This is a genomic window from Pseudomonas sp. PDM17, assembly GCF_014851985.1.
Classification (GTDB): Bacteria; Pseudomonadota; Gammaproteobacteria; order Pseudomonadales; family Pseudomonadaceae; genus Pseudomonas.
Genome location: NZ_JACVAT010000004.1, coordinates 394,980 through 411,282, shown reverse-complemented (window position 1 = coordinate 411,282; position 16,303 = coordinate 394,980). Strand labels below are relative to the sequence as shown.

The window sequence follows — 16,303 nt, the reverse complement described above, 5'->3', positions numbered from 1 at the left end:
AGTGCTGCAGAATCTCAAAGGGCGCCTGCCGCTCGACAAACTCAAGCTCGACCCGCGCCTGGGGCTGCTCGGCATCGCCCTGGGTGCCGCCCTGCTGGCCGCTGCCGTGGTCTTCTACCTGTGGCGCGACCAGGGTGCCTACCGCCCGCTGTATGGCGCGGGCGAAGCCTACCCGGCCGCCGACGTGATGCAGGTGCTGGACGCCGAGGCCTTCGACTATCGCCTGCACCCGCAGAGCGGCCAGGTGCTGGTGCGCGAGGAAGACCTGGCGCGCGCCCGCATGCTGCTCGCAGCCAAGGGCGTGAAGGTGTCCATGCCGGCCGGCTACGAGCTGTTCGACAAGGACGAGCCGCTGGGCACCAGTCACTTCCTACAGGACGTGCGCCTTAAGCGCAGCCTGGAAGGCGAGCTGGCCCGGACCATCATGGGCCTGAAGGGCATCGAGCAGGCGCGCGTGCACGTCGCCCGCGAGGACAGCAATTCCTTCGTGGTCGGCCGGCGTGACCCGGCCAAGGCCTCGGTGCTGCTGCAACTGGCGCCCGGCCAGCGGCTGAGCCCGGAGCAGGTCGGCGCCATCGTCAACCTGGTGGCCGGTAGCGTGCCGCAGTTGAAGCCCGAAGACGTCAGCGTGGTGGACCAGAACGGCGTGCTGCTGTCGCGCGGCATCAGTGGCGTCGGCGCTCCCTCGCAGAACTGGCAGGCGGTCGACGAGTACCAGCGCAAGGCCGTGGGCAATGTCGAGGAAGTGCTGGCGCCGGTTCTCGGCCTGGGCAACTACCGCATCAGCGTGTCTGCCGACATCGACTTCAGCCAGAAGGAAGAAACCCTGCAGGCCTACGGCGAAGCGCCGCGCCTGCGCAGCGAAGTGCTGCGCAACGAGAGCACGCTGGATCAGCTCGCCCTCGGCGTGCCCGGCTCGCTGAGCAACCGTCCGCCGGAGCCGCCGCCGCAACAGCAGCAGGGTCAGAACAACGCCCAGGGCAATAACCAGGCTGCTCCGGGTAACGGCAAGGTCGCCAATACCGACAACAAGGCCGCGACCTCGACCCGTGAGGAAGCCACCCGGCAGAACGACTTCGACCAGAGCGTCACCCACATCAAGTACCCGGCCTTCGCCCTGCGCCAGCAGAGCGTCGCGGTGGTGATCAACGCCTCCACCGCGCCCGAGGGCGGCTGGACCGACAAGGCCCGCGCCGACCTCGAAACCATGGTGAAAAGCGCCGTGGGCTTCAATGCCCAGCGCGGCGACCTGATCACCGTCAGCGTGTTCCCCTTCGCCGCCACCGCGGTGGAAGAGTCCTCCGCCAGCTGGTGGGAGAGCAGCGCTCTGCAATCACTGGTGCGCTACACCGTGCTCGGCCTGATTGCGCTGCTGTTCCTGCTGTTCGGCGTGCGCCCGGCAGTGCGCAGCCTGACCCAGCGCGCGCAGCCCATGGCCACCGCCGAGCTGCCCGAAGGCAGTGCCGAGTATCCGTTGGCGCTGGACGCCGAGCGGCGTCTGTCGCTGGGCAGTGAAAGCGTCGGCGGGCTCAACGTGCTCGGCGAGCTGAACCCGCTCTCGGAAATCCGCCTGCCGGCGCCGGGCTCGGGCCTGGAGCACCAGATCGAGCATCTGCAGATGCTGGCGAAGAACGACCCGGAACGGGTCTCGGAAGTGATCAAGCACTGGATTGGCCGCAATGACCGACACGAGCCTGCCTGAAGAAACGAAAAAGCGCGGCCCGCAGATGCGCGCCGTGAGCTCCCTGGAACAGGCGGCGATCCTCATGCTGAGCATGGGTGACGAAGCCTCTTCCGGCATCCTGCGCAATTTCAGCCGCGAGGAGATCGTCAGCATCAGCCAGGCGATGGCGCGGCTGTCCAACGTCAAGCAGAACACCGTCTCCGACGTGATCGGCCGGTTCTTCGACGACTACAAGCTGCAGTCCAGCATCAAGGGCGCGTCGCGCTCCTACCTCGCCGGCATGCTTGGCAAGGCGCTGGGCAGTGACATTACGCGCAACCTGCTGGACAGCATCTACGGCGAGGAAATCCGCGCCAAGATGGCGCGCATGGAGTGGATCGATCCCAAGCAGTTCGCCGCGCTGATCGCCAAGGAACACGCGCAGATGCAGGCGGTGTTCCTCGCCTTCCTGCCGCCGGGCATGGCCACCGACGTGCTCGAAGCCATGCCGCCGGAGCGCCAGGACGAGCTGCTGTTCCGCATCGCCAACCTCAGCGAAGTGAACAGCGATGTCATCGCCGAGCTGGAGCAACTGATCGACCGCAGCCTGCGCGTGCTCTCCACCCAGGGTTCGCAGGTGCGCGGGGTTAAGCAGGCGGCGGACATCATGAACCGCTTCAAGGGCGACCGTAACCAGATGTTCGAGCTGCTGCGCGCCCACAACGACGACCTGGTTGGCAAGATCGAAGACGAGATGTACGACTTCTTCATCCTCTCCCGGCAGAACCAGGAAGTGCTGCAGACCCTGCTGGAAGTCATCCCGCTGGACGAGTGGGTGGTTGCCCTCAAGGGCGCCGAGCCCGAGCTGGTGCGCGCCATCCAGGGCGCCATGCCCAAGCGCCAGGCGCAGCAGATGGAGTCCATCAACCGCCGCCAGGGCCCGGTGCCGCTGAGCCGCGTGGAGCAGGTGCGCAAGGACATCATGGGCGTGGTGCGCGAGCTGGCCGCCGAGGGCGACCTGCAGGTACAGCTGTTCCGCGAGCAGACGGTGGAGTAACCGCGCATGGCGATCAAAGTCATAAAGGCCGACAGCCGCGCCTGGCGCCCGTACCGCTTCCCGCCGCGCTGCGCCACCGCCAGCGCCGACAACCATGGCTGGGACAGCGACCCGGCGGCGCGCCAGCGCGCCATCTCCGAGGGCTTCCAGGAAGGCCTCGAGCGCGGCTACCAGGACGGCGTCGGCGAAGGCCGTGAAGCCGGCCTGCGCGAAGGTTTCGAGGCCGGTCGCCAGGACGGCCTGCGCAAGGGCCGCGAGGAAGGCCGCGCTACCGGCCGCCAGGTGTTCGACGAGGCCAGCGCGCCGCTGCAGGCCGCCGTCGAGGCCTTCGGCGAGTACCACCAGGCCTTCCAGCGCAGCCGTCAGAAGGAGCTGCTGGAGCTGGTGCAGAAAGTCGCGAAACAGGTCATCCGCGTCGAGCTCACGCTCAACCCCACCCAGTTGCTGACCCTGGCCGAGGAAGCTCTCGCGGCCATGCCGGGTGAGCAGGGCGACGTGCAGATCCTGCTCAACCCGGAAGAATGCGCGCGCATCCGCGAGCTGAACCCCGAGCGCGCTGCCAAGTGGAGGCTGGTACCGGACGAGCGACTGGCGCTGGGCGAATGCCGCGTGGTCACCGCCCAGGCGGAAGCCGACATCGGCTGCCAGCAGCGCCTGGACAGTTGCATGGAAGCCCTGAGCGCGCACCTGCAGGACGAAGACTGAGATGGCCCTGGGCGACGGCTTCAAGCTCGAAGAAGCGCTGCGTTCGCTGGACTCGGTCCAGCTGGCGCGGGTCAGCGGTCGCCTGGTGCGCGTCTCCGGCCTGCTGCTGGAAAGCCTCGGCTGCCGGCGCATGACCGGCCAGCGCTGCTACGTGGAAGTCGCCGACGGCGAGCGCCTGGAGGCGCAGGTCGTTGGCTTCAACCGTGACATCACCTACCTCATGCCCTTCAAGAAGCCCGTCGGCCTGACCTCCGGCTCGCGGGTCTTCCCGGCGCCGGACGAAGCCGTGCTGCACATCGATCATTCCTGGCTGGGGCGCGTGGTCAACGGCCTCGGCGAACCGCTGGACGGCCTCGGCAAGCTCGCCGGCCGCCACCCGCTGCCTACTGAATTGCCGAACGTAAACCCGCTGCGCCGACGCCCGGTGTCCGAGCCGCTGGATGTTGGCGTACGCGCCATCAACGGCCTGCTGACCCTGGGCAAGGGCCAGCGCGTCGGCCTGTTCGCCGGCAGCGGCGTGGGCAAGAGCGTGCTGCTGGGGATGATCACCCGGCAGACCAGGGCCGATGTGGTGGTGGTCGGGCTGATCGGCGAACGCGGCCGCGAGGTGCAGGAGTTCATCCTGCATTCCCTCGGCCCGGAAGGGCTGCAGAAGGCCGTGGTCGTGGTGGCGCCGGCCAACGAGTCGCCGCTGATGCGGCTGAAGGCCACCGAGCTGTGCCACAGCATCGCCGCCTACTTCCGCGACCAGGGCAAGGACGTGCTGCTGCTGGTCGACTCCCTGACCCGTTACGCCATGGCCCAGCGCGAGATCGCCCTGGCCCTGGGCGAACCACCGGCCACCAAGGGCTACCCGCCGTCGGTGTTCGGCATGCTCCCGGAACTGGTGGAAAGCGCCGGCAACGGCGAGGGCGAAACGGGCAGCCTGAGCGCCATCTACACGGTGCTGGCCGAGGGCGACGATCACCAGGACCCGATCGTCGACTGCGCCCGCGCCATCCTCGACGGGCACATCGTGCTGTCGCGCCGGCTGGCGGACGTCGGGCACTATCCAGCCATCGACATCGGTGCCTCGGTCAGCCGTTGCATGAGCCAGGTGGCGGACCCGCTGCACCTCTCCGCGGCGCGGCAGTTCAAGGAATTCAGCGGCACCTATGAGCGCATCAAGGAGCTGATCCCGCTGGGCGGCTATACGCCGGGCATGGACGTGAAGACCGACCGCGCCGTGCAGCTGGCGCCCATGCTGGAGCGCTACCTGCGCCAGGAGACCGCCGACGGCGCCGAACTGGGCAACAGCGTCGCGACCCTGCAAAGCATCGTCGGGGGGCGCTGATGAAGACGCAGATCGACATGCTCGGGCGCCTGGCCGATGTGCGCGGCGGCAAGGTCCGCGAGCTGCTGGGGCGGGTGAATTACCAGCAGAACCTCTGCCAGCGCTACCGCAATAACATCACCGGGCTGGACCGCCTGTGCGGCTTCAGCGTGGCCACCAGCACGCCGCTGCAGCGACACAACCAGCAGCAGTACAAGGCGACCCTGCACAAGATGCTGCAGTTGCAGCGCCGCGAGCTGGAAGTCGCCGAACAGACCCTGGCGCGCATCCAGGGCGAGCTGATGGCGGCCATGCGCAGCGAGAAGGTGCTGACCCAGGTGATCGAGGCCAAGGTCGGCCAGTGGCAGCTGCAGCTTGCGCAGCAGGAACAGAAAATCCAGGATGGCCTCGCCGCGCAGTCCTGGTGGCGGGCGCGGGCGTGAAGGCCACGGCGCATAACTCGTTCCGTAGGGCGAATAACCGCTTGCGGTTATCCGCCGGCTCTTAAGTCTCTGTGAAACACGGCATTTAAGTTTTCCTCCGAGGCGGTCGCCCTCTGAGGGAAAGGCCCAAAGACATTCGGATACCGACCATGGAAATCACCCGGCAACTGACCAGCGTCGCGCTGGCCACCAGCGAGTCCGCCAAGAGCGCGCGCAGCGAGCGCGTCGCCCCGGTGGCGGAGACCAGTGCGAGCGCGCCGGTCAGCGATTCGCTGCGCCTGGACGAAATGCAGGAAACCCTGCGCGCCATGCCTGACGTGGACCAGAGCCGCGTCGCGGAAATCCGCCGCGCACTGATGAATGGCGAGCTGCAGAACGACACCAGCGTGCTCGCCACCAGCATCCTCTCCTACCATCGCGGCAGCGACGCATGACCCAGCGCGCGCGGCTGCTGCAGGTCATCGAGCAGGACATCCAGCAGGATGGCCGCGATTGCCTGGCGCTGCGCGAGCGCCTGCAGGAGTTATATCGCCACCTGCTGGCGCGGGACAGCGTGCAGATCGAAGCGCTGAACCCGGACATCCAGGCACTGCTCGAAGGCGTCGCCGGCCGCGCCCAGCGCCGCAGTCGCGTGCTGCGTGCTTTCCACCTGCCGATGGACGCCGAGGGCATGCGTACGCTGCTGTCCAACTACCAGCCGCCGCGTCGCGAGGAACTGCAGCAGGAGTGGCTGCAGCTGGGCCAGCTCACCGCCCAGTGCAAGCGCCTCAACGAGCGCAACGGCAAGCTGCTGGCGATGCACCACGACATCCTCAGCCAGCTCATGAGCGACCCGCGCGAACAGCCGGTGTATTCGCGCCAGTTGTACTGATCTGCCGCAGGGCGAGCTGCGATCAGGTTCAGCACTGGACTCCCCCTGTAGGAGCGGGCCATGCCCGCGATCGCGCGCATGGCGCGCTCCTACAAAAAGCGCGGCTGCCAAACACCCCGCCGAAACCCCTTAACGAATCCCTCCCCACGGTCGCCTTTTCCCTGCATCAGGGTGCGTGGTCGGCAGGCGGAAATGCCGCTTCCCGCTGCGCGCCAAAGCACTCCGGGCGGAAGTGAAACTTCTCCCCGTTATCCCGAAAAGACCCGTATGGCGGGCCTTCCGGCATTGGCACCGTAATTGCTCTTCCGACCCAAAGAGGTGGATTCACATGGCGACCATAGATTCCGATTACGTCAAAAGCATGGCCCAGCAGTTGGCCACGTACGAGGTGCAGAACGGCCTGAACAAGGCTGACCGCAACCAGTCCTCGTACCAGTCGCAACTGACTGCCGTGACCTCCCTGGAGTCGGCGCTCAAGACCTTCTCCTCGGCGGTAAAGAGCCTGCAGGGCGTGACCGGCAGCAACACCAGCATGCTGGTGAACAGCGCCACCACCAGCAAGGACGGCTACCTGACCGCCAAGGTCGACAAGAACGCCGTGCCCGGCAGCTACGACTTCTTCGTCGAACAACTCGCCACCAGCCACCAGCTGTCCTTCTCCGGCCTGCAGGCCGGTGATGTCGACACCCAGGGCACCCTGACCCTGACCCAGAACGGCAAGTCCTTCGACATCGACCTGAGCAAGATCGACACCGACGGCGACGGCAGCAACTCGCTGGACGAGCTGGCCGCCGCGATCAACAAGGCCACCGACAACACTGGCGTGAAGGCCACCCTGGTGCGCAGCAACGGCCAGGTATCGCTGGTGCTGGGGGCCGAGAAGTCCGGCGCGGACAACGCCATCAGCCTGTCGCTGAGCGGCACCGACAGCGCGAACAGCGCTTTCGAGAACGCCATCGGCAACCCGCAGGAACTGTCCAGGGCGCAGGACGCCCGCGTTCGCCTGGGTGGCGAGAGCGGCATGCTGCTGACCAACTCCAGCAACACCTTCGACAACATCATCGACGGCGTCAGCGCCACCTTCACCCAGGCGCAGAAGTCCGGCGAACAGGCCATTCGCCTGACCGTCGCGCAGGACCAGAGCGAAACCAAGAAGAAGGTGCAGACGTTCATCGACGCCTTCAACGCGCTGGCCGGCACCATCGACAGCCTGACGGCGGCCGGCGACCAGAACGGCAACGCCCGTGGCGCCCTGGCTGGCGACTCCAGCGTGCGCTCCATCGAGAACGCGCTGAACCAGATGGTTCGCACCAGCTTCGGCGGCGCCAACCTGATCACCCTGGGCATCAGCGCCGACCGTAACGGCAAGCTGACCCTCGACGCCACCCGCTTCGAGAAAGCCATTGCCAGCGACCCCGAGGCCCTGGACAAGCTGTTCATGGGCAAGGGCAACCTGCTCGACAGCCTGGACAAGGGCGTCGCCGTCTACACCAACAGCGTCAACGGCGTCATGAAGAACCGCAAGGACGCCCTGAACAACAGCCTGCGCCGCGTCGACGATGACTACGACAACCTGCAGAAGCAGTACGACACCTACTACGCGCGCTACCTCAAGCAATACACCTCGATGATGCAGACCATGCAGTCGATGGACCAGACCAGCGGGATGTTCGGATGACCGCCTACGGCATGAACGAAAGCTACGACAGTTACCGGATGATCGACCTGGAATCCAAGGCCGCCTCGTCCTCGCCCTATGAACTGGTGCTGGTGCTGTTCGACGGCCTGCTCGACGAACTGGCCCGCGCCCGCGGGCACATCGAGCACAAGCGCTACCAGCAGAAGGGCCGCTCCCTGGAGAAGTGCCTGAACATCCTCAACGGCCTCAATGGTGCGCTCGACTACGAGAACGGCGGCGAGACCGTACAGGGCCTGGCGCGCCTCTACGACTACTGCATCTATCGGCTCTCCGACGTCAGCGTGTCGCTGGAGGTCGCCGGCATCGACGAAGTGGTGCGCCTGCTGGGCATCCTGCGCGAGGGCTGGGAGGGCGTGAGTGCCGCACGTGGATGATCGCCAGCGCCTGCTGCAGCTGTACGAACGGCTGGGTGGGGCGCTGCAGCGCAAGGACTGGAAAGCCATGGGGCAGGTTGACCTGGCGATCCGCGCGCAATTGGTGGCGATGTCGTCGCAGACCGGTCTGGCAGCCGATGTGCTGCTGGCCAGGAAGCACCTGAAGCGCCTGCATGAGCAAGCGTCGCAGGCCTGCGCCGAGGAGTGCGAGCGCCTGCGCCGTCTCCTGCTCTCGCACCTGGAATACGCCGAGGGACGCTCGGCGTACATGCAGGTGGATACGTACCAGGAGGGTCGATAGACCGTGATCCAGCTACCGACCCAGTCCTTGCCAAGCACCGACCGCGATAGCGCGCCGGTGGCCGAAGCGCGCCCGCTGGATTCGCGCGGTGATGACGCCGGCGTCGCCGGTTTCCGCGCGCAACAACCGGCGCAGCTGAATGCCGGCGAACGGACCATCACCGTGCAGTCCTTCCTCGCGCAGTTCGACACGACGCAGGTCGAGGAGTCGCTGCAACAGCCCAGCGCTGCAGTGCCGGCCACGCCTGAAGCGCTGCCCGCTGAAACCGGCGATAGCGATGCGCCGGGCCCGCAGGCCGAAGAGGCTTCACCTTCCGGTGCCGAAAGCTGGCTCGCCGGCATGCTCAGTCAGGCCGGCCTGGTGGTGCAGGCGCGAGACAATCCGTCCGCGCAGACCCGCGCCCAGGTATCCGGTTTCGCTACCCAGACAGTGGAAACCTCCGCGCAGCCTGCGCCCGCCGCCGTGAAGCCGGAGGACATGCTGCTGCCGCCCGCCGAGCGTTCCGAAGAGCCCGCCAAAGCGACAGCGCCAGCGCCCCGCGAGGCCATCCAGAGCCAGGCGCAGACCCTGCTCCAGCAGCACTTGGCCGCCGCTGCGCAGGCGCCGGATTCCAGCGTGCCGGCGCTGCCGACCGTTGCGCTCGATGCGCGCCTGCCGGCCACCGACGGCAACGCACAAAATGCCGCCGCGACGCCAGCCGCACCGCTGTTCGACAAGCCGCTGCACCTCAAGGGCAACAACGAGGCCCACTGGGGCGAGCAGATGCTCGGTGCGCTGCGCGACAACGTCGAGCTGCAACTCGGCCAGCGCGTGCAGAACGCCACGATCCGCCTCGATCCGCCGGAGCTGGGCGCCATGGAGATCCTCGTGCGCCACGAAGCCGGCCAGCTCAACGTGCAGATATCCGCGTCCAACGGCGACGTGGTGCGCCTGCTGCAGGGCACCAGCGAGCGCCTGCGCCAGGAACTGGTCGGGCAGAACTTCCTGCAGGTCAACGTGCAGGTCTCGTCCGATTCGCAGTCCGGCCAGCAGGGCCAGCAGAACCGCCAGCGCTTTGCCGAGGAACAGCTCGCGGTTGCCGCCAACCCGCGCGACGCGCAGGTAGGCGAACGCTCCTCGCCGCGTGGCGACAGCGACGTACTGATTACTGTGTAGGCCGCCTGCGGCCCGCACTCCCACAGGATTATTCGAGAAACACCATGTCCACGCCGCGTCTCGTTCTACTGATGCTCATCGTGAATATCGCCGTCGTGCTGGGTGGCGTGTTCGTCAACTACAAGATGATCAAGTCCGCCAGCCTTGCCCCGGCCGTTGCCGCCTCCGACAAGGAGGGTGGCAAGGAAGGCGCCAAGGCGGAAGAAGAGCAGGAGAGCGCCGAATACCTCTTCGTGCCGGTGGAGAAGATCATCGTCAGCTCCCGTGGTGAGGATCGCGAGCACTACTTCGTGATCGACCTGGTGCTGCAGGCCAAGGCCGAGCAGGAGCGCAAGAAGCTCGAGAGCGTCGCGCCGATGGTGCGCAGCTCGGTGGTCGCCAACCTGACCCCGGAGAAGTTCGAAGTGCTGCGCGCGATGCCCATCGGCGACGTGCAGACGCGCCTGGAAAAGGCGGTGATCGACGACTTCGCCGCGCGCAAGGTGGTGGTGCCCTTCGAGCACGTGCTGCTCAGCAAGATGATCGTCCAGTAAGCCGTCATGCACGCCCTTCGCGATCCTGCCCCCAGCTATGCCAGCGGTGCCGGTGGCTACGCCAGCCCCGAAGGCGGCCATGCGCGCCTGTCGCCGGCGGCCGAGCAGCGCTGGATGATGCAGTACCTGCCGCTGGTGCGGCGCATCGTCAGCCAGCTGTCGCTGCAGGCCAACCAGGTGCTGGATCGCGAGGACATGGAACAGATCGGCCTGATGGGCCTGCTCGAAGGGCTGCGCCGCTACGGCGAGCCGGATGAGCAATTCGGCCGCTTCGCCGCGCTGCGCATTCGCGGTGCCATCCTCGACGAACTGCGCCGCCAGGACTGGCGTCCGCGCCAGGTGCGGCAGCAGGCGCACAAGGTGCGCGATGCGATCCGTTCCCTGGCACGCCAGCTTGGCCGCGTGCCCAGCGACGAGGAAGTGCTCGCCGCCACTGGCCTCGACGAGGCGGGCTACCAGGATTACCTGCGCGCCGAATCCTCCGAGGCCATCGAGAGCTTCGATGCGCTGCTGCAGAACGGCCACGACGGCGTGCAGGGCAGCGGCGATGCGCTTGAGGAGCGCGTGCTCAAGGAGCGCCTGCTGGCCCAGGCGCTGGAGCGCCTCAACGAGCGCGAGCGGTTGATCCTCAACCTGTATTACCAGCACGAGCTGAACCTCAAGGAAATCGCCCTGGTGCTGGAGCTGACCGATGCGCGCATCTGCCAGCTGATGAAGCAGGCGATCGGCAAGTGCAGCCGCTTCCTCAACGACCCCGACCCTCTCTGAAGAACCCATAACCATGCAGAAAATCATCGGCGCCCTGATCATCATCGCCGCCGTGCTCGGCGGCTACGCCATGGCCCATGGCGACATGCGCGCACTCTGGCAACCGGCGGAGATGCTCATCATCCTCGGCGCCGGCCTGGGCACCCTGGTCGTCGCCAACCCGCGCGAAGTGCTGCTGGAGATGTGCTCGCAGATCAAGGGCGTGTTCGTCTTCAAGCGCCGTGGCGAAGAGTTCCAGCGGCAGTTGCTGATGCTTCTCTACGAGCTGCTGGAGATGGTCGACGTCGGCGGCCTGAAGGTGCTCGACGCGCACATCGAGGAGCCGGAGCAGAGCGACCTGTTCGCCCGCTACCCGCTGATCCTCCAGGAAAGGAACCTGATGGCGTTCATCGCCGACAACTTCCGTCTGATGGCCATGGGCAAGATCAGCGCCCACGAGCTCGAAGGTTTCCTCGAACAGGAGCTCGACGCCATGGAGCACGCCCTGCTGCAGCCGTCCAAGTCGCTGCACAAGGTCGGCGAGGCGATGCCCGGTTTCGGCATCCTCGCGGCGATCCTCGGCATCATCATCACCATGGGCAACATCGGTGGCTCGGTGGCCGAGATCGGCGCCCACGTGGCCGCCGCGCTGGTGGGTACCTTCTTCGGCATCTTCGTCTGCTACTGCCTGATGGACCCGTTGTCCAACGCCATGTCGCAGCGCGTGAAGACCGAGCTGTCGGCGCTGGAATGCGTGCGGACCACGCTGGTCGCCCACGTTGCCGGCAAGCCCACGCTGCTGGCGGTCGACGCTGGTCGCAAGCTGATCGAGCAGGACGTGAAGCCGGCCTTCAAGCAGCTGGAGACCTGGGTCACCCGCTATGAGGAAGAGCGGGACGCAGCATGAAGAAACGTGCCGACAAGCACAGCGAAGTCATCATCAAGCGCCGCAGCAAAAAGGGCCACGATGATGAACACGGCGGTGCCTGGAAAGTAGCCTTCGCCGATTTCACCCTGGCGATGATGGCGCTGTTCATGGTGCTGTGGATCGTCCACCCGCAGACCGAACCGCAGCCGGTGGCGGTGGGCGACCAGGATGCCAACCCGGTGGTCGATGGCGGCGCCGGCGTGTTCGATGGCGCCAGTCGTACACCCATTGAGCTGGACGGCATGCCGCAGCCGATCAAGACGCCGGAGAAGCCCGCGCCGCAGCTCGCGTTAGAGGCCGGCAAGCAGGGCAGGGCCGGCGAGCAGGCGAAGGATTCCAGCGTGCAGCAGGGCGGAGATGGCCGTCAGTACGACAGCAACGAGGACTTGCGCGAACTGGCCGAGCTGATCCGCGAGGTGTCCGGCAAGGTCGATGCGCTGGCCAACATCGAAGTGACCGTGGTGCCGCAGGGGCTGCGCATCCTGATCAAGGACGACCAGCAGCGTTTCATGTTCGTCCGTGGCCAGGCCACCCTCGACCCGCATTTCCAGACCCTGCTCGGCGCGCTGTCGGGCGTGCTGGCCAAGGTGCAGAACAAGCTGATCCTCAGTGGCCACACCGATGCCGTGCAGTACCGCCGGCCGGATGGCTACAACAACTGGAACCTCTCCGGCGACCGCGCCCTGCGCGCGCGCAACGTGATGGTCGACAGCGGCCTGCCGGCCGCGCACGTGTTGCAGGTGGCGGCTCAGGCGGACGTCATGCCGCTGCGCCCGGAGGACCCGGAGAACGGCGCCAACCGGCGCATCGAGATCCTCCTGCTGACCCAGCGCGCGGAGAGCCTGTACCGCGAAATCTTCGGCGAGAGCTATGCGCAGGTGCACTACTCGGAGTCGGGCGCGAAGCTCATCGAGCCGCAGCCGCAGCCGCAGCCGCAGCCGCAGCCGCAGCCGCAGCCGCAGCCGCAGGGGGAGGCGCCGGCTTCAGCGGCGCTCGAAGCAACGGCTCCTGCCAGTGCGGCAGAGCCGACGTTGAAGCTCTGAGAAGCCTCAGCGATTGCGCAGATGGCGCGGACAGAACACCTGGCGCGTCTCCACGCCGTAGAGGCAGCCGCCCAGGGGTTCGAGGGTGATGCGGGCGCCGCGCTGGCGGCCGTAGAGCAGGTTGAAGATCAGCTCGCTGTCCAGGCCGCTGTCGGCCTGCAGGTTGCTGATGCTGTTTTCCTCCACCTGCAGCTGGAAGCGCCCGCCCAGGTCGTTGCCGACCAGGCCGGAGACTTCGAGGATGTTGGCGTCCTGCTGGATCATCGAGTAGAAGCGCCCCTCGTGGAACATGGTGGTCTGGGCAATCTCCAGCACCTTGCCGTTGCCCAGCACCACTTGCCCGGAAGAGGCGTAGCGGCCGTCGATGGCCGAGGTGTTGTGGGCGTGCTTCCACAGCATGCCCAGCGCCAGGGTCAGGCAGATCACGCCGAACAGCGAAATCACCAGGCAGCGGCGGGCCGCGCCGACCTGGCGGCGTAGGTTCAGTTCAGGCACTTGCGCAGCTGCTCCTGGGGAATCCGGGCGACCTGGCTTTCATGGATCAGCAGCCAGTTGGAATTGCCTTCGGGTTGCACGCAGACCAGTTCGTAGAAGCCCGAGGTCATGTGCAGCATGAGGCCGATGGGGCGGCTGGCCAGGTCGGCCAGTTGGTGGGCCAGGGGGCGGGTGTTGCTGATCAGCCGTTGCAGGTCCTGTTCGTTGTCTTCGACGTAGGTGATCTGCAGGGAGCCGAGGTTCTGTTCGGCGGTAAGGACCGGGCTGCGAACCTGGGTGTAGTAGAAGGCGCCGGAGAGGACCAGCAGGCCGAGGATGCAGAGGCTGGCGGCAGCGAGTTTCAGGCGCCGCAGGTTCGGCGGTCGCAGCCCGGGGGCGGGAACGAGCTCCTCCAGCGGAATGACTTCCGGGGTGGCGTCGGTGATTTCCGCGTCCGGCTCGCTGGCCTGGCCGATCAGGTACTGCGGGTTGAACATGTAGCCGCGGCGCGGCAGCGTCTGGATGATCTGCCGCTGCTTCTCGTCCGCCAGCACCTGGCGCAGGGTGTAGATCTGCTGGTTCAGGCTGCCCTGGCCGACCACCCGGTCGGACCACGCATGGGTCAGCAGTTCATCGCGCGGCACCACGTCGCCCGGGCTCTGCAGCAGGCGTTCGAGCACGCGGCTGCCGGAAAAACCCAGGTCGATGCGCTCCACCTGGCCGTCACGGTCGAGGTCGAGTTGATAGAGCGCGGGATAGAACTGCGCGACGCAATCGGAACGCCCGGTACGGAGGGTCAGGCAGGCGATCGGCCGACTGTCCGCTGGCGTGGAAGTGAGTGTGTTCATCTTGCCCTTGCGAGCCGCTCCCTTGACGGTCGCGGGGAAACTCCATTTGTCCATGGAGGCAGAGGCATTATTTTGACGTCAGAAAAATGTGGGTGCAAGTTCTGAATTTTGCACACTCGTGCTTGCAATTTTCACACAAGCCTCGAAACCACTGGCGCAGAGGGGCTGCACCGCGACCGGTGGCCGCAATGCCGTCTGTCAGCGTACCCGCAGACAGCACAACGCCCCGCCGGGGCGGGGCGATGGCGGATCAGGGCGCGCGAGGCGGGGGGCGCCTCGCGCTGGCCGGGGCTTAGCCCAGCAGGCCCATGATCATGCTGGGCATCTGGCCAGCTTGCTTGAGCATGGAGATGCCGGACTGCATCAGCATGGAGTTCTTGCTCATGTTGGCGCTTTCGACGGCGAAGTCGGCGTCCATGATGCGGCCTTTGGACAGGTCGGTGTTGTCCTTCATGTTGGCCAGGTTGTTGGAGGTGTGCTGCAGGCGGTTGATGTTCGCACCGAACTGGGCACGCAGGGCGCCGATGGCGTCCAGGGCATCGTTGGCCTTGTCGATGGAGCCGTTGGCGTTGGTGATGGTTTCCAGCTCGGTGCCGTCGGCGCTGGTGGCCTGGAACTGGGTGGTCAGGGCGCCGAAGGCGTCGGTCACGGCTTTCAGTTCAGTGGTGACGTCGACGTTCAGGGTCTCGGCCTTGTCCGAACCGATCTGGAAGGTTACACCGCCGGTGGCGCCGAACTTGCCGCTGGCGCCGTCGACGCCGAACAGCGCATCGCCGCCGAACTTGGTGTTGGCGATGATGTTCTTCAGTTCCTTGCCCAGTTCGTTGAACTCGGCGGACAGCGCCTTGCCGTCGTCGGTGGTGTTGGTGCCGTTGGCGGCCTGGGTAGCCAGGTCCTTCATGCGCTGGGTGATGTCGGTCAGCTCGCTGAAGGAGCCGTCGGCGGTCTGCATCAGGGAGATGGCGTCGCTGGTGTTGCGCATGGCCACGTCCATGCCGCGGGACTGGGCGTTCAGGCGGGTGGCGATCTGCAGGCCGGCGGCGTCGTCGGAAGCGGAGTTGATACGCAGGCCGGTGCCCAGGCGCTGCTGGTTGGTGGCCAGCAGGTTGTTGGTCTTGCCCAGGTTGGTCTGGGTGATCAGGGAGGAGTAGTTGGTTTGAATCGACAAGGCCATGGTGGACTTCCTGTATGAGCTGAATGAAGCCGGCGTTGTGCCTGCTGAAGGGGTAAGGCGACAGCTCGCGGGGAAGGATTAAGGGGGGATGAAAAAAATTTGGCGCGGGGATTCCGGCGATACCGGTCGGCGCCGCGCGGGCATTGCCGGCCTGCGGCATGTGTCCTTTTACTCAGGATCGGTCATCTATCTTGTTGAGACATATCTGACAGCCCTGACGCCGGGGTGCGGCTAAGCTCCTCGGGTCCACAAGGCTGTGGATCGTTCGACCGAATCCCTCGTCCCGAACTGTGAGAAAGGAACCTCATGATCTCCGTCTACCAGCTCAAGTCCCGTTTCCAGAACCTGCTCCGCCCCCTGGTCACCCACCTGCACGAGCGCGGCGTCACCGCCAACCAGGTGACGCTGGCTGCCTGTGGCCTCTCCCTGCTGGTGGCGCTCACGGTCGCGCTGCTGGCCGGCCACGCCTGGATATTCCTGCTGATCCCCCTGTGGATGTTCCTGCGCATGGCGCTGAACGCCATGGACGGCATGCTCGCCCGCGAGTTCGGCCAACAGTCGAAGCTGGGCGCCTATCTCAACGAACTCACCGACGTGATCGCCGACAGCGCGCTGTACCTGCCATTCGCCCTGCTGCCGGGTGTGAGTCCGGCGCTGGTGGTGCTGGTGGTCCTGCTGGCGGTGATCAGCGAATACGCCGGCGTGCTCGGGGTGATGGTGGGTGCTTCGCGGCGCTACGACGGGCCCATGGGCAAGAGCGACCGCGCGCTGTGCTTCGGCGTTTTCGGCGCGGCCGTGGCGGCCGGGCAGCTGCCGCTGGTCTGGCTGAACCCGCTGCTGGCGCTGCTGGCACTGCTGCTGGTGCTGACTATCGTCAACCGGGTGCGCCAGGGGCTGGTCGAGCAGAAGGAGTCACAGGCCTGAGCCACGGTCGCCATCTCAGGACAGGGACCGGACAGTCCCGCAAGCCATCGAA

19 protein-coding genes are annotated in these 16,303 nt (G+C 66.4%); 16 read left to right on the top strand and 3 right to left on the bottom strand.

Features of this window, described 5'->3' with window-relative positions:
- Nucleotide 1: 1 nt before the first annotated feature.
- The 15 genes from fliF (at nucleotide 2) to IB256_RS16065 (ending at nucleotide 12,831) form a co-directional block, all read left to right on the top strand.
- Nucleotides 2-1,702 carry a flagellar basal-body MS-ring/collar protein FliF gene (gene fliF / locus IB256_RS16135; protein WP_192294073.1) on the top strand — a complete coding sequence of 567 codons (1,701 nt, stop codon included), beginning with the start codon at nucleotides 2-4 and terminating at the stop codon, nucleotides 1,700-1,702.
- Nucleotides 1,680-2,720 carry a FliG C-terminal domain-containing protein gene (locus IB256_RS16130; protein ID WP_045213334.1) on the top strand — a complete coding sequence of 347 codons (1,041 nt, stop codon included), beginning with the start codon at nucleotides 1,680-1,682 and terminating at the stop codon, nucleotides 2,718-2,720. The genes fliF and IB256_RS16130 overlap by 23 nt, the downstream gene beginning before the upstream one ends.
- Before the next feature lie 6 nt (nucleotides 2,721-2,726).
- The gene (gene fliH, locus IB256_RS16125) at nucleotides 2,727-3,425 is read left to right on the top strand and encodes a flagellar assembly protein FliH (RefSeq protein ID WP_138213261.1); all 699 of its coding nucleotides are present in this window, start codon (nucleotides 2,727-2,729) and stop codon (nucleotides 3,423-3,425) included.
- A gap of 1 nt (nucleotide 3,426) precedes the next feature.
- Entirely contained in the window at nucleotides 3,427-4,758 is a 1,332-nt protein-coding gene (gene fliI / locus IB256_RS16120) for a flagellar protein export ATPase FliI (RefSeq protein ID WP_192403253.1), read from the top strand.
- A complete protein-coding gene (locus IB256_RS16115) occupies nucleotides 4,758-5,180 on the top strand; it encodes a flagellar FliJ family protein (protein ID WP_045213329.1) in 423 nt (140 codons plus the stop codon). The genes fliI and IB256_RS16115 overlap by 1 nt, the downstream gene beginning before the upstream one ends.
- A gap of 149 nt (nucleotides 5,181-5,329) precedes the next feature.
- Entirely contained in the window at nucleotides 5,330-5,614 is a 285-nt protein-coding gene (gene flgM, locus IB256_RS16110; RefSeq protein WP_045213327.1) for a flagellar biosynthesis anti-sigma factor FlgM, read from the top strand.
- Nucleotides 5,611-6,051 carry a flagellar protein FlgN gene (gene flgN / locus IB256_RS16105; RefSeq protein WP_192294068.1) on the top strand — a complete coding sequence of 147 codons (441 nt, stop codon included), beginning with the start codon at nucleotides 5,611-5,613 and terminating at the stop codon, nucleotides 6,049-6,051. The genes flgM and flgN overlap by 4 nt, the downstream gene beginning before the upstream one ends.
- A 328-nt stretch (nucleotides 6,052-6,379) precedes the next feature.
- A complete protein-coding gene (fliD, locus tag IB256_RS16100) occupies nucleotides 6,380-7,729 on the top strand; it encodes a flagellar filament capping protein FliD (RefSeq protein WP_192403251.1) in 1,350 nt (449 codons plus the stop codon).
- Nucleotides 7,726-8,124: a flagellar export chaperone FliS gene (gene fliS / locus IB256_RS16095; protein ID WP_037017149.1), complete on the top strand. Its 399-nt coding sequence runs from the start codon at nucleotides 7,726-7,728 to the stop codon at nucleotides 8,122-8,124. The genes fliD and fliS overlap by 4 nt, the downstream gene beginning before the upstream one ends.
- Nucleotides 8,108-8,425 (top strand): hypothetical protein, encoded by a 318-nt coding sequence (locus IB256_RS16090; protein WP_192403249.1) that lies wholly within the window; start codon nucleotides 8,108-8,110, stop codon nucleotides 8,423-8,425. Before fliS ends, IB256_RS16090 begins: the two co-directional genes overlap by 17 nt.
- 3 nt (nucleotides 8,426-8,428) lie before the next feature.
- Nucleotides 8,429-9,580 carry a flagellar hook-length control protein FliK gene (locus IB256_RS30865; protein ID WP_192294062.1) on the top strand — a complete coding sequence of 384 codons (1,152 nt, stop codon included), beginning with the start codon at nucleotides 8,429-8,431 and terminating at the stop codon, nucleotides 9,578-9,580.
- Between the two features lie 44 nt (nucleotides 9,581-9,624).
- Nucleotides 9,625-10,113 carry a flagellar basal body-associated FliL family protein gene (locus IB256_RS16080; protein WP_192294060.1) on the top strand — a complete coding sequence of 163 codons (489 nt, stop codon included), beginning with the start codon at nucleotides 9,625-9,627 and terminating at the stop codon, nucleotides 10,111-10,113.
- Between the two features lie 6 nt (nucleotides 10,114-10,119).
- Nucleotides 10,120-10,881: a FliA/WhiG family RNA polymerase sigma factor gene (locus IB256_RS16075; RefSeq protein ID WP_225601782.1), complete on the top strand. Its 762-nt coding sequence runs from the start codon at nucleotides 10,120-10,122 to the stop codon at nucleotides 10,879-10,881.
- 13 nt (nucleotides 10,882-10,894) lie between these two features.
- On the top strand, nucleotides 10,895-11,767 hold the full coding sequence (gene motA, locus IB256_RS16070) for a flagellar motor stator protein MotA (RefSeq protein ID WP_192294058.1): 873 nt from the start codon (nucleotides 10,895-10,897) through the stop codon (nucleotides 11,765-11,767).
- Entirely contained in the window at nucleotides 11,764-12,831 is a 1,068-nt protein-coding gene (locus IB256_RS16065; RefSeq protein ID WP_192403247.1) for an OmpA family protein, read from the top strand. Before motA ends, IB256_RS16065 begins: the two co-directional genes overlap by 4 nt.
- 6 nt (nucleotides 12,832-12,837) lie before the next feature.
- Here IB256_RS16065 and IB256_RS16060 read toward each other — a convergent pair whose 3' ends face one another.
- The 3 genes from IB256_RS16060 to lafA all read right to left on the bottom strand — a co-directional run bounded on the left by IB256_RS16060 (nucleotide 12,838) and on the right by lafA (nucleotide 15,327).
- A complete protein-coding gene (locus tag IB256_RS16060; protein WP_138213250.1) occupies nucleotides 12,838-13,326 on the bottom strand; it encodes a hypothetical protein in 489 nt (162 codons plus the stop codon).
- Nucleotides 13,314-14,153 carry a winged helix-turn-helix domain-containing protein gene (locus IB256_RS16055; protein WP_225601781.1) on the bottom strand — a complete coding sequence of 280 codons (840 nt, stop codon included), beginning with the start codon at nucleotides 14,151-14,153 and terminating at the stop codon, nucleotides 13,314-13,316. Before IB256_RS16055 ends, IB256_RS16060 begins: the two co-directional genes overlap by 13 nt.
- A gap of 292 nt (nucleotides 14,154-14,445) precedes the next feature.
- Nucleotides 14,446-15,327: a lateral flagellin LafA gene (gene lafA, locus IB256_RS16050; protein WP_138213248.1), complete on the bottom strand. Its 882-nt coding sequence runs from the start codon at nucleotides 15,325-15,327 to the stop codon at nucleotides 14,446-14,448.
- Between the two features lie 306 nt (nucleotides 15,328-15,633).
- Here lafA and IB256_RS16045 point away from each other — a divergent pair, with 306 nt between their 5' ends.
- Entirely contained in the window at nucleotides 15,634-16,251 is a 618-nt protein-coding gene (locus IB256_RS16045) for a CDP-alcohol phosphatidyltransferase family protein (protein WP_192294052.1), read from the top strand.
- The last annotated feature ends 52 nt before the right edge of the window (nucleotides 16,252-16,303 follow it).